Source organism: Haloarcula nitratireducens (assembly GCF_019599505.1).
Window position 1 is genome coordinate 1 of record NZ_RKLT01000047.1, and the last position, 11,967, is coordinate 11,967.

12 protein-coding genes and 1 pseudogene are annotated in these 11,967 nt (G+C 56.1%); 5 read left to right on the top strand and 8 right to left on the bottom strand.

Features of this window, described 5'->3' with window-relative positions:
• Positions 1-127: 127 nt before the first annotated feature.
• Positions 128-424 carry a hypothetical protein gene (locus EGH23_RS25660; protein WP_220582825.1) on the bottom strand — a complete coding sequence of 99 codons (297 nt, stop codon included), beginning with the start codon at positions 422-424 and terminating at the stop codon, positions 128-130.
• A 142-nt stretch (positions 425-566) separates the two neighbouring features.
• Here EGH23_RS25660 and EGH23_RS25665 point away from each other — a divergent pair, with 142 nt between their 5' ends.
• Positions 567-1,853, top strand: coding sequence for a P-loop NTPase (locus EGH23_RS25665; protein ID WP_220582826.1), 1,287 nt, complete (start codon positions 567-569; stop codon positions 1,851-1,853).
• 50 nt (positions 1,854-1,903) lie between these two features.
• Here EGH23_RS25665 and EGH23_RS25670 read toward each other — a convergent pair whose 3' ends face one another.
• Both EGH23_RS25670 and EGH23_RS25675 read right to left on the bottom strand, forming a co-directional pair.
• Positions 1,904-2,536, bottom strand: a complete 633-nt coding sequence (locus tag EGH23_RS25670; RefSeq protein ID WP_425433285.1) for a DUF7504 family protein — start codon at positions 2,534-2,536, stop codon at positions 1,904-1,906.
• Positions 2,537-3,018: 482 nt separating this feature from the next.
• Positions 3,019-3,534: a hypothetical protein gene (locus tag EGH23_RS25675; RefSeq protein WP_220582828.1), complete on the bottom strand. Its 516-nt coding sequence runs from the start codon at positions 3,532-3,534 to the stop codon at positions 3,019-3,021.
• 94 nt (positions 3,535-3,628) lie between these two features.
• On the opposite strand from EGH23_RS25675, the gene EGH23_RS25680 reads away from it, so the two are divergent.
• Complete coding sequence (locus EGH23_RS25680; protein ID WP_220582829.1) at positions 3,629-5,398, top strand: DUF7289 family protein; 1,770 nt, start codon at positions 3,629-3,631, stop codon at positions 5,396-5,398.
• Positions 5,399-5,485: 87 nt separating this feature from the next.
• Here EGH23_RS25680 and EGH23_RS25685 read toward each other — a convergent pair whose 3' ends face one another.
• Genes EGH23_RS25685 through EGH23_RS25705 form a run of 5 tightly spaced genes read right to left on the bottom strand, consistent with a single transcriptional unit; the run spans position 5,486 to position 8,717 of the window.
• The gene (locus tag EGH23_RS25685) at positions 5,486-6,235 is read right to left on the bottom strand and encodes a DUF7289 family protein (protein WP_220582830.1); all 750 of its coding nucleotides are present in this window, start codon (positions 6,233-6,235) and stop codon (positions 5,486-5,488) included.
• Positions 6,232-6,678 carry a DUF7266 family protein gene (locus tag EGH23_RS25690; RefSeq protein WP_220582831.1) on the bottom strand — a complete coding sequence of 149 codons (447 nt, stop codon included), beginning with the start codon at positions 6,676-6,678 and terminating at the stop codon, positions 6,232-6,234. The genes EGH23_RS25685 and EGH23_RS25690 overlap by 4 nt, the downstream gene beginning before the upstream one ends.
• Positions 6,675-7,664, bottom strand: a complete 990-nt coding sequence (locus tag EGH23_RS25695; RefSeq protein ID WP_220582832.1) for a DUF7261 family protein — start codon at positions 7,662-7,664, stop codon at positions 6,675-6,677. Before EGH23_RS25695 ends, EGH23_RS25690 begins: the two co-directional genes overlap by 4 nt.
• Positions 7,652-8,212, bottom strand: a complete 561-nt coding sequence (locus EGH23_RS25700) for a DUF7288 family protein (protein ID WP_328767166.1) — start codon at positions 8,210-8,212, stop codon at positions 7,652-7,654. The genes EGH23_RS25695 and EGH23_RS25700 overlap by 13 nt, the downstream gene beginning before the upstream one ends.
• Before the next feature lie 28 nt (positions 8,213-8,240).
• On the bottom strand, positions 8,241-8,717 hold the full coding sequence (locus tag EGH23_RS25705; protein ID WP_220582834.1) for a DUF7287 family protein: 477 nt from the start codon (positions 8,715-8,717) through the stop codon (positions 8,241-8,243).
• A gap of 349 nt (positions 8,718-9,066) precedes the next feature.
• Between EGH23_RS25705 and EGH23_RS25710 the strand changes: the two genes are divergently transcribed.
• The 3 genes and pseudogenes from EGH23_RS25710 to EGH23_RS26745 form a co-directional block, all read left to right on the top strand.
• On the top strand, positions 9,067-9,864 hold the full coding sequence (locus EGH23_RS25710) for a UbiA family prenyltransferase (RefSeq protein ID WP_220582835.1): 798 nt from the start codon (positions 9,067-9,069) through the stop codon (positions 9,862-9,864).
• Positions 9,865-9,938: 74 nt separating this feature from the next.
• The gene (locus EGH23_RS25715; RefSeq protein ID WP_328767169.1) at positions 9,939-11,615 is read left to right on the top strand and encodes a histidine kinase N-terminal 7TM domain-containing protein; all 1,677 of its coding nucleotides are present in this window, start codon (positions 9,939-9,941) and stop codon (positions 11,613-11,615) included.
• Between the two features lie 213 nt (positions 11,616-11,828).
• Positions 11,829-11,967, top strand: a pseudogene (locus EGH23_RS26745) (RNA-guided endonuclease TnpB family protein); the annotation flags it as partial.

The window sequence follows — 11,967 nt, forward strand, 5'->3', positions numbered from 1 at the left end:
CCCCCACCGAGCAGAGCCACCCACGGCAGATGACGCTCGGAGAGGTCGGGTCGGAACCCACTACCGGTGGTTAGCCGGTATTCCCATGCAGGGAAGCCGCGCCGTTCACGGCGCGGAGGATGTCACCTCATCTGTCACTGTCCAATTGCTTCAGTTCTTGCTCGACGAGGTCGTCCTCGAGTTGCCCCGCAATCTGTTGGTCGGTGTCTGGATGCTCCGACGGAGGATCACGACGACTGGCGAGGGCAAGACTGGCATTTCGTAGCAGTACATAGACGGTCGTGCCAGTTGCGACTGCTGCTCCCGCGTAAGCGAGTAGTAACGCTTCCGGACCGAGTAATTCGAGCAAGAGCGGGCGGGCAAGTGCTATAAAAACGACGACGCTTATAAGCGTACTCACGACGAATGCGGTCAGACGTCCCATAGTCTGTCTACGTACCCATCAGATTTCAGTCCTCTGACTAGTTCTGTGAATAGGTCTTGCTGATTCGCGTAGCACATCCACCCGATAGACTTATCAATATCTATTGGTAATATTCTTACATATACTGGTAATCAATTGGACCATGGTCACAAATCACGTGTTTACTGTTGCTGGGGCAAAGGGGGGAATCGGGAAAACGACAACCTGTCTCAATCTCGGCACAATGTTGGCGGAGGCTGGGTATTCGACTGTCGTTGTCGAGATGGATCTGGCGATGGCAAACGTCGTCGATTTTCTGAATTTGGATCTAAACCTGAAGACGGCCACAACATTCCACGATGTCCTTGCTGGCCACGCGTCGGTTACAGAGGCCATGTACGAGACAGACGTCGGACTCTCAGTTGTCCCAAGTGGGACAACACTTGATGGCTACGCCGAGACGGAGCTTGATCGGCTTCCAGACATCGTCGAGTCACTCCGCTGGTACCACGATATTGTCCTCTTCGATACCCCGGCCGGGCTCAGCGAAGAGACAGTCCGGCCGCTAGAGCTCGCCGACAGTGTCCTGCTTATCTCGACGCCACGAGCGGCGGCAGTTCGAAACGTTAGAACCACACAAGAGCTTGCCGATCGAGTCGAAACGCCAGTCCGTGGACTCATCCTCACGAGATCCGGAACTGGAACCTCCCCCGGTGCGGATCATATCGCAGAGTTCCTTGACGTTGAGTTGCTCGGTCATGTTCCTGAAGACGACGCTGTGCCACATGCTCAAGACCAGGGCATTCCGGTCGTGCAAAATGCACCGAACGCCGGTGCGGCGATCGCGTACACAAAGATTGCACGGAAGCTGGTGGCAACTGAGAAGGCAGCAACCGAACAATCGACAGCGCCGTCCAGTTCTGTAGACTCAGGAACAACGACTCGCGAAAAAGAACAGCAACAGGACGGGATGGATGGAGCCAATGCGACAGCCGATGAGCAGGACCCCCTCGCACAGCCAGCCGACAAGGAGCCTACGCAACAATCGCCCGCATCAGAGACCCACCCCAGTAATGATAGCGAGTTGCTTGGTCCCGCGCCACCACCACGCCTGTCGAAATCAGACGAGGGGACAGCAACGCCGAGAACTGCTGCTCACGACGTGACGACAGACACTGCTACTGAAAGTGACCACTCCACTGAGGATCCGGAAGCGGCGATATCGACAATTGAGGATGCCTCGACGAGTGATGGACGCGACAATGATGAACGCGACAGCGAGCCCGAAAACACAGCCGCTGACCGCACAGATGCTGACACGGAAGATCAATCAGCGACGACGTCGTCTGGTTCAGCGACTGGTGTTACTGGCGAGGACAACGAAACAACAACCGACCAGACTCCGGATGAGAACCTTGAGACACGGATGCGATCGCTGTTAGGACTCTGACCGGTACCAACTCACTCTCCGATCCGGTCAAAACAACGGAAGGATAGCACTCAAAGATTCCCAGTAGCGCAGTCGATATGCCTACTATTCTCTCGACAATCCACAACTAGATCGAAGAATGGCCGTAGCTTGTTGAGTGTCTGTTCGGTGTGCGCCTCAGGATCGAGATGAAAGTGCGCGATGGCATCGTGCTCTGCGAACAGGTTGGTCACAACATCTAAAAACCGACCGGCTTGTGCCACGCTAATATACTGGAGGAGGACCGTCACTGAATCGAAACAGACCACGATTTGCCGCTCAGATGTCGTCTCTGTCCAGGTATCCAGTTGCGCAGTAATCCGAGTTCCAAGACTGGTGAGATCCGCCGGCGAGTCGAGATGGCGGATAGTGACGGCAGCGTCCGCCTGATCACCAGAGTCGGTGTTCATCACATAGCTATCGGCGCTCACATACAGGATGACGGAATCCGCGGGCGGCTGCACACCGTATCGCTTAGCGAGGGCTAGTCGGGTACGTGGCGAGTTGGTATAGGTAATCGAGAGGGCATTGGTCCGGGCAGGGTCGCTGATCGTTCGCAAAGCCAAACAGGTGGTCTGACGCTCCATTTCGAACACTGGACAGAGACACAAGACGCTATCACCGGGGTGAACTGTTGTCGAGAAGTGATCACTACAGAGTGCCATGTGAGACTTAGTTGTGAGAAGCGACAACGCTGCTTGTGATCAGATTGTGCGGAGTGACGTCTGGAAGGGAGGACGTCTTCATGACGTGTTGTACAGCGGTGCAGCAAGACTGCCATTGTGGTTGGCAGCCGCTGGTAGTAGCTCGGTTGCGACACCGACCGAGAGTATATGACTCTGCAGAGCGCTTGGACCGAGATCGATCGATCCAGACAGCGCGAGACCAATTAGGGAACATACAGAAGTAGCTATACGGGAGTAAAATATACCTTCCTAACCTATTTCAAATCCTGATACTGGAAGAAGCTGTCTGTTTCAGGACTAATCATAAATTTCCACTTCTACAGAGATATACACACATGATTTAATGAGATATAATTTGGGAAGTTTTGAGTATTTATACTGATTAGTGGTGGTTTGTGTTAGCGAGCCAGAAATACGTAGATACTAATGGAAGGGGTCGAAAAACGGCTCCCAGAGGACCGTCACTGACATGACTGATAGTGAGCAACACGCAGGCAAAAATGAGAGACTGAAACACCAGCCCGACCACGGTTCCGAAGGCGATCGCGATGAATGATGCTGTCGAGGCTGTCCTCGACGTAACCGAGCGTGTCGAGCACGTCCGTGGCGCGGCGGATGTCGCCGGCATCCGGGTGAAACTTGCACATGGTGGCACAACCAAGTGGCTCAACTTTCCCGCTGGTGTGTGGTTCCAAGGTATCGACACACAGGCCGTCCATGCGGCCATGGCTGATCTCGGTATTAACATTAGTGATCTGGGTCGCGAGGAGTGGGACGCCCTTCGCCGACGGTGGAGTCACCGGGGTAGCGAGGAGTATGACCTCGTCGAGAAACGTATCGCGAACAGTGTCCCTCGCGAGCACGTTGAGATTGGTGAGTTGTACGACTCCGCCCGCCTTGATGACAGCGCCGATGGGCCACTTCGACCACCAACTCCTGTCGGGCCCGGTAGTTCTTCCACTTTGCCAAAAGAGCATCGTGATTCAGATCGATAGCGCAGATTTTTGTTTTTCAGATAGAGGCCAAGTAGTTGTGCAATAGTTTTTATATGTTCACTGTATTCTACTACCAATGCGTGATCCTGAGCCGTCAGGTCGACTGCCACTGCTCTTACGAGACAGTCGGGGGCAGTCGGAAGTCCTTGGAGTCGTCCTCATTCTCGGTCTCACGATCGCTGGCACAGCCGCCGCGGTCGCATTCGGAGCGCCGGCCCTCTCTTCCATTCAACAGACGACAGAAACCTCCAGTGCCGAGCACGCAATGACGCAACTCGATTCGAAAGCGAGCCTTGTCGGCTTCGATAATGCTCCCTCCCAACAGGTCGATCTCGGGATTCGTGGCACCGGAGGGACGACACGAGTGAATGCCTCTAGCGGCTATATAACGATTACCAAAACCAATACCACTAGTGGCGTCACCACCACGTTTCTCGAGACGGATCTCGGCGCAGTGGTCTACGAGAACGGGGACACAACCATTGCGTATCAGGGGGGCGGAGTCTGGAAACGGACTGGCCCGGGGAGCACCATGGTATCGTCCCCGGAGTTTCATTACCGCGGAACGACGCTCACACTCCCGTTAATTATTGTCTCGGGTACCGATACTCTCGATAACCGAGTGCAGATACGTCACGGAACGTCCCAGCCGGTATTCCCGGTCGATGGGGTCGCAAGCAAGACGAATCCGTTGGCCGGCGACCGCGTCAACGTCACTATTACCAGCAGGTACTACCAGGCCTGGGGGCGCTTCTTTGAGGAGCGGAGCGGCGGAATGGCGACCTACGACCACCCGAATCAGACGGTAACCGCGACGCTCGTCGCTCCGGAGACCCAAGAGTCGGTTACCCAGGGTATGATGTCGACATCGCCGTCGAAGAAGTTGCATATCGACGGGAAACATGGGGCCGTCTTCATCGATACGTACAACTCCTCCATTGGGGACTACGCCAGCACGAGTGGGTCGGGTGGCACCATCGCCACGGCCGGTGGGGTCAATGTCCAACACGGCACGCTCAACGGCAGCCTCGTCTCTGGCGGCGGCGAAGTCAATCTCAAGAAAAGCTCATACGTCACTGACGACCTCGCGTACGGCGGGACGTTCTCAACCCATGATGCCCCATCGAGCCACGTTGGTGGGGCCATAACGAACGATGGGTCGGCTCCAACCATCGACCCAATCGACGGGTATATCGATCAGCAACAGACGGAAATCAGAGACAACCCGAACGTGAACGCAGACACTGATATTGACGACCAAGGTGACAGCGACCCCACCAACGACGAACTCGATGATAGTCAAACGTCCTGGACACTAGACGCGGGGACGTACTATCTCGAAACGATCGATCTACAGAGCGGCGAGACCCTGACGCTAAACAACACTGACGGCCCCATCGAGATATACGTCGAGGACGACGTCATACTCGACGACGCTACGCTTGACGTCGTCAGTGAATCGGGTAGCAGGGTCAGAATCTACGTCGCTCACAAACGGATCGAAATCAAGGGCGGATCAACCGTGTCGGTCCCTGAGGAACGATCTAGCAAACTCTGGCTATACGGGGGACGCGACACACACATCAAGCTCGAAGATGCCGGCACGAGGGTCGTCGGGGTAATTTATGCCCCCTCGGGTGACACCCATTCAGGTAAAGTCGAGTTCAGAGAGGAAGCCGAACTCTACGGGGGGATTGTTGGGGGTGAGGCAAGGATCGAATCCGGCGCAGAGATTCACTACGACGAGACGCTCAAGTCACAGGCACCACTGCCAGTCGGTGCCGATGTGACACGATTGACGTACCTGCACATTACGACCAGCACGGTGAACGTGACCGACGGGTAGAGCTGTCGTCGGTGGATTATCGTCCGGAATGGACGCGCTTCCTCCACCCCTGAAGGGTGGGTTTCCGCGCTGTATCCGCTATGATTGTCACCGTTCTAGGTCGAGTTCGATGACGCTCCGATACACGTACAGCCGCTCAGTTGTGACTTGATAGGTAACGGTGCCGTCACTGGCGTTTGCGTCTACGGCAGTATATCCCTCGCGTTCAAAGTAGTGCCCCCATGCGTCGGCACGCGGTGAATTGACGGTTATTTCGACGGTGACATCGTTCGCCGGCGTAAACGAGCCAGCGAGTTCGTTACCGAGGCTTGTGCCGACGACGAGTACCGTGGATTGTCCACCAAGACTCTCGTCTGTTTTCGGATACGTCACGATGAACGGGATAACCGTCCGCTCGCTATCGACCCTGAACCTTGGCGAGTTCCGCATCACGCTCGCCTCGCCGTCGGTTCGAATCACCGCACCGGCGATGTAGACGAACGTCGTGTCATCGTGCCCCGAGTAGACGAGCGGGCGTGGGTTCATCGAGAACGTCGCGTTGTTCGATGCGTTCCCGACCTCGGTCGCACGGATCCGCATTTCGACCGGGGGGCCGAACCCAAGGGTCCCGCCTGAGAGCTGTAACTCGGTCGCTCGACTGGGGGCATCCCGTTGATGGATATCGGCCAGGTTCGCTGCCAGCACGTCGAACGCTCGCCCCATGTTGTTGAGCTGTTCGGCCTGCTGGGCATTCTGTAGCCCCTCGATGCCGCCAGTATAGACGATGCCGGCAGAAAGCACGATAAGCGAGAACACCAGCACATAGCCAAGCACTTCGCTTTGGGCGCGTGTCGTCATGCTGCCCGCACCTCCAGCGTGCCGCTTGGCGTGAAAACGATCCGCACGTCGCCACCGCTGACCGTTCTACCGTCGACAGTAGTCGTCGTTTCGAACGGGACCGTGACCGTAACTGTCGGATCAGTGGACGTCAAAGCGAGCTGTGGCGGTGCTGTGGAACTGTTTACTGTGACGCGATAGCCGCTCCCGGCGACTCGGTCGGGCAGCGAAACCATGACCTGTACCTCGGCGGTGGAGCCACCAGCACTCGCTAACCGATCTGCCGTCATCAGATTAGTGGCGATACGTTCGCCGACCACCGCGAGCTCCGATTGGATGGCTTGTTCCTGTCGAGATTCGACCAGTCCACCCGTTGCGATCAACAGCCCGCTGATTAGCAGCGCGGTAATAGCCAAGCTTAGCGTGTGACTGATTTGAATGGACACGGCACGATCATCCATCATGCCGGCTCCTCCGGAGCGACACGGACGGGCGCCCGATAGTGCAGCGTGCGCGTCTCGTACACAATCTCGAAGGAGGTACTGTACACTGCGTAGGAGTACGACGGAGACTGCCCGCTGGTCGGCCCATAGAGATGGGTGTCTCGGAGCGTGTCCATCCCTGCCGACTGCGCCACTGTGAGTTCATACGTCCCGCGTGCAGCATCCCCATTCTGATACTCGACGTCGTAGGGCCCCGAGACTCCCTTGGCCCATGTGAGGCCTGGACAGTCAGTTCCGTTGACCGTGCCAGTCGTGAGGTCAATCGTCGCGGTGGGGCCGCTGACCGCACAACTGGGGAGTGGTGTCGGCGACGTATCGCTCTCGTTCTTGACTGCAAGCAAGATGTGAGTACTATTTTTGTAGATATATGTGTGCCACTGCGACGATGTCCCGTTTTCGACGACGGCAACGGAGAACCCCTGTTGTGGTGTCGTCGTTTGGGTTAGCGAGGACTCGGTCACCGTCAGCTGGTGGTTGCGTACCCGCTCAACATCCTGCGCCACAGTCCAGTTAGCTTGGCGCCCGGTAGCGAGAACGGTCGTGTTTGCCGAGGTGAATGCCCGCGACGTATTCGAGTGCCGAATCAGGTAGCCGTCGGTGGTCGTCAGCGACGGTTCGTTAATCGTAGCCACGGTACCCCGGTCGAGATACTGCCTGCCAGCTACCGCATCGTATGTGGAGATGTTCTCGGTGACGTTCGCCTGCGCGGCCGACCAGCTGGTGTAATTCCGGGTGTTTACCCGGTCGACGATGGCGCCAACGCCATCAGTCGTCGTTTGTTGGTAGGCAATAGCCGACTGACTCCCCGCGTCGACGCTTCGTGTTGCGAGATTCCCAGTGTAAATCACGGAGTTCAACAGCAACACCATCACAACGAGGGCTAGCGCGATCGCTAAGCCTGTAATGACGATGAGCTGTCCCCGGTCGCGATCAGTTACATCTGCCATACGACGAGACGCACCTCCGTGACGGTATACAGCGGACTGTTTGGGGCGACATCTTCTGCGTAGAACGACGCGTTTGCCGCTTCTAGGGTCTGTGTCGCCCCTGAAGCTGTAAGCTGGGTGTCGTCAAATAAGGGCACGGTATGTGTCGCGACGACGGCATGGTTGCTGGGCGTGCCCATATACACCATGGTTTCACGGCTCGACGAGCCATCTGGCTCCTGGTAGGAGACATACACGTTGAACGCGATCCGCTTCGCTCGAAACGTTTCGTTGAGGGCCGTCCCAAACTGGTTCGGTGGGCCGCCACTCGCGTAAAAGCCAACATCCGGAGCACCGTCGAACTGCCCGGTATTGGTATCCCAGAATACGGCTGCGTCTCGGAGTGCCCCGTTCGCGTCGGTGGTCGTGAGCAGATCCTTGGCCAGCGTTCGTTGCTGGTTTTCGACGCGTTCGTTCGACGTGCTCGCGGTCAGTGGGGTAATCGCGGTGGCCTGGAGCGTGAACAGCACGGCTCCCAGAACCAGAAGTGCGGCCGTGAACGCCTCCACTGTATGTGCTTGGGCTCGGTCCATCGGTTTACCACACCCGTACAACGAGGTGGTAGGTCGTTCCCTCAAGCGCGATGAGACGTCGGGCGACGCTCACGTCACCCGTGCTCGATGGGGGTGGCCCTCTAGCGAGCATGATGCCGTCGACCTTCGCGACATCTCCAGACTGCTCGATTGTTGTGTTCACCCGGGTTCTGGAGGCAACGCCGAGCGCATCAGTGAGATCAAGCGTGTCATACCGGCAGGTGGTCGGGACGGTAGTATTCTTGAAGAATGCAACCGTACAGGTACTGTTCAGCTGGGTGGGTCGGCTCGGCGACCCAAGCATTCCTTCAGTGAGATGGGCGGCACTCCGGTCCGCCGTCATCAGGTCTGCGTTACTGTCGGTCGAAAACGGGGCGAACACCCCGGAGAGGAAGCTGAATGTGAAGGCAAGTGTCAGGAGGAATATCCCCATCGCAATCCCGAAATCAAGAGTTGTTTGTCCCCGCGTCGTCCGCAACATGACTAAGGTGATTTGTATCACAGCTTTTATGTCTTCCGATTATTTCAATTTGTGATATATGGAAATACTAGTTCCACGAACGAATTCTCCGGAGTGAGCGGGTGAGTAGGTTGTTGACGGCAGCTCTGGCATCATCTTGCTGGCCGGTATCACTTAGCGAAAGTGGTATATTTACTGTACTGTGTCCTGATAGTTCATTGGCGAAATGGAAACGAAACCACAATCGCAGTCCGAAAGTAGCATCAAGCGGCTAGATTCGACCAGTACGAAACGGGTACATCTCCGACAGCGGGTCAGGTCAGTGTGGAATGGATTCGTCTATAGTTCGGCCTACCTGGCGCTTATTGCAATGGTCGAAGTCAGCATCGTTACTGAACTCCTCTCGCTCCAACAGACCATTGCCCCTGCTGTTGCAGGATTACTCACATTCTCCGTATACGTCAACGACCGGCTCGCCGATCTCGAGACAGATATCCTGGCAGCACCGCAGCGAACAGTATTCGTCCAGCGGTATGCTGGCGTCCTTTACATTCTCGGAGCGCTCGCATATGGGCTTGCTGTAGCACTCTCGGTCCTTGGCGGTCCAGTTGCGTTCGGACTCACCTTGGTGCCCGGTATTGTCTGGCTCAGCTACGCACAGGAGTGGATACCCAGTGTTGGGACTGAGGCCGGGCGGCTCAAAGACATTCTCATCATCAATTCGGGACTCGTCGCAGCAGCTTGGTCAGCCGTCATCGTCTTCCTGCCAGTCGCGTTCGCTGGGGCTGGACTCAACCCCGCAGCGATCATCGTCTTTTGCTTTTTCACGGTGGCCACGTTCGTCAATACCGAAATCCCGAACGTCCGTGATATCGACGCTGACCGTGCTATCGGTGTCGCAACGTTGCCTGCTGTGGTCGGTGTCACACAAACGAGATGGATTCTCTACGGGGTGACAGTCGGCGCTGGCGTGATACTCGCCCTCGGAGTAGCATCGGGTAACCTGTCTTCCAGTCATGCCTGGGCACTATCAGTCGGTCTTGTCTGTCTGGCTGTCGTCGTCGGCTTGCTCGGCCGCTTCGACAGTGACGGGACGCTTGCATTTCTCGCTGAATGCACCCGGTTACCTGTCTTTGTCGTGTTACTGGTGCAGATCGTAGCGTTCTAGCCGGACCATTTCAGTATCACTATATGACGATATAAATACCATTTCATTAAAGTGGTCGGGAACGATGTTCTTGAGTGAGCGTGCTCACGACGACGATTTTCAAGTTTGTACTTGCACTGACGATTGTTGTCAGTGTCACAGGCGGCTTACTTGCCTGGCGAGAACGGCCCGAACCGGGCGCAGTGCCACTTATTGCTCTCCTGGCTGGCCAGTGTTGGTGGGCTGCGACACTGATATTTCGGATCGACGCTACCGGCCTTAGTGCGAAAATGTTCTGGGTCGATGTCTCCTGGATCGGGATTGGACTCATTCCCGTCGCCTGGTTGTTCTTTAGCCTCGAATACGCTGGGTACACCGAGTACACTACTCGCAACTACGTTCTTCTCTCCTTGCTCGTGCCAGCGATAACGGCAGTGCTTGGCGTGACCAACGACGCTCATCACTTGCTGTATATCGACTCAACGCTGGTGCAGCAGGACGGCACGACCACACTCAGTCGCACGCCAGGGGCTTGGTTTTGGGTTATTGCAGGGTATACCTATCTACTGGGTCTCTTGGGAGCTATTCCACTGTTTCAACTGGTGTCCAGTAGCGTCCAGACGTTTCGTGGGCAGAGTGTTACGCTCCTCGTTGGTATCTTCGCACCCTGGGTTGTGAACATCCTCTATTTATTCGAGGTGCTCCCAACTGCAGGCGTCGATCCAACACCGATCGCATTCGCTGTCTCGGGCGTTGCCTATCTTGGGGCTTTAACGCGTTTTCAACTCTTTGGCACCAATCCGTCACCGATTCGCCACGCTCGGGCGACGGTATTCAATCGGATGCAACAGGGGGCGCTCGTCTTGGATAGCCACGACAATGTCGTCGATATGAACCCCCAGGCTTCGAGCGCACTCGATACGACACCACATGATGCACTCGGCCGATCGATTTCACATGTCTGTCCAGATTTGACACCGCCGATAGCTACGTCGCAAGCCAACCAGTCTATTTTCCGACCTCCTGATTCGAACCGGGCATACGATGTCTCCGAGAGTTGCATCAAGGATATCCACGACCGACTGCTTGGACGTGTCATTACACTCCATGAGATCAGCGACCTCTTGCGCCAGCAACAACGGCTAGAGGTCCTTAGTCGGGTTTTCCGACACAATATTCGCACCAATACGCAGGTTATCCTCGGCAACGCAAACTATCTGGCCACGCACAACAGCGAGACGAAAGCCACGGCAGTCGAGGAAAACGCACTTGAGATCCAGGATATCAGCGATAAGGTCCGCGCCATTCTCGATGTGTTCGAACGGGGCCGAGAGGGGCATACAGACGTTCCGCTCGAGACGATTCTCGCAGCAAGTATCGAAGCAGCCCGCAACGAGTATCCCGCAGTCGAAATTAGTGCTACGCCGGTTGATGAAGATATCTACGTCAACAGTCTCTTCGATACCGTCTGTTCGAATGTCATCAAGAATGCCGCCCAGCATAACACCAACCCCGACCCTCGTGTCACGGTGTCTGTTGAAACACAGCAAAATGCTGTCGAAATTACAGTTGCGGATAATGGGCCAGGCATCGACGACCACGAACTCGCGCTGATTTCACAGGGCACAGAAACACCGCTAGAACACGGTAGCAGCTTCGGCCTCGCGCTTATTGCATGGGGCACAGATATCGCCGGTGGCGACGTCACGTTCGAGGACAACGACCCGACTGGGACGATTGTGACGATCGAAGCGCCGCTTCGTTCCCAATGACTTCTCCCACGAGTGTATTGCGAGTGCAAAGGCTATTGTCCCAGAGAACTTGTCTTATAGAGAATTACGAGGCTAATACCCCCGCCTTTAGGCGGGGGATACAGCCGGCATGGTGCATGACTTCTGCCGGTCGATAACATTGCCGGATATTCTACCGCCCCGGTCGTTGGTTTTAATAACTATACTCTCATAATACGTTATGAAGTTAGTACGATGCTGGAGACGACCCGTACTTACGTCGCACACATCACGAACCACGAACAGGTTCGTGACGACCTCGACCAATGCGGGTTTTCCGCCTCGAAACTGTGGAACGTCGGACGCTACTACATCCAAGAACGGTGGGACGACG

What these genes read in the sequence shown, in the direction of transcription:
- EGH23_RS25660 (WP_220582825.1), bottom strand. Translation starts at nt 424, where the DNA reads ATGGGACGTCTGACCGCATTCGTCGTGAGTACGCTTATAAGCGTCGTC.
- EGH23_RS25665 (WP_220582826.1), top strand. Translation starts at nt 567, where the DNA reads ATGGTCACAAATCACGTGTTTACTGTTGCTGGGGCAAAGGGGGGAATC.
- EGH23_RS25670 (WP_425433285.1), bottom strand. Translation starts at nt 2,536, where the DNA reads ATGGCACTCTGTAGTGATCACTTCTCGACAACAGTTCACCCCGGTGAT.
- EGH23_RS25675 (WP_220582828.1), bottom strand. Translation starts at nt 3,534, where the DNA reads ATGCTCTTTTGGCAAAGTGGAAGAACTACCGGGCCCGACAGGAGTTGG.
- EGH23_RS25680 (WP_220582829.1), top strand. Translation starts at nt 3,629, where the DNA reads ATGCGTGATCCTGAGCCGTCAGGTCGACTGCCACTGCTCTTACGAGAC.
- EGH23_RS25685 (WP_220582830.1), bottom strand. Translation starts at nt 6,235, where the DNA reads ATGACGACACGCGCCCAAAGCGAAGTGCTTGGCTATGTGCTGGTGTTC.
- EGH23_RS25690 (WP_220582831.1), bottom strand. Translation starts at nt 6,678, where the DNA reads ATGATGGATGATCGTGCCGTGTCCATTCAAATCAGTCACACGCTAAGC.
- EGH23_RS25695 (WP_220582832.1), bottom strand. Translation starts at nt 7,664, where the DNA reads ATGGCAGATGTAACTGATCGCGACCGGGGACAGCTCATCGTCATTACA.
- EGH23_RS25705 (WP_220582834.1), bottom strand. Translation starts at nt 8,717, where the DNA reads ATGTTGCGGACGACGCGGGGACAAACAACTCTTGATTTCGGGATTGCG.
- EGH23_RS25710 (WP_220582835.1), top strand. Translation starts at nt 9,067, where the DNA reads ATGGTCGAAGTCAGCATCGTTACTGAACTCCTCTCGCTCCAACAGACC.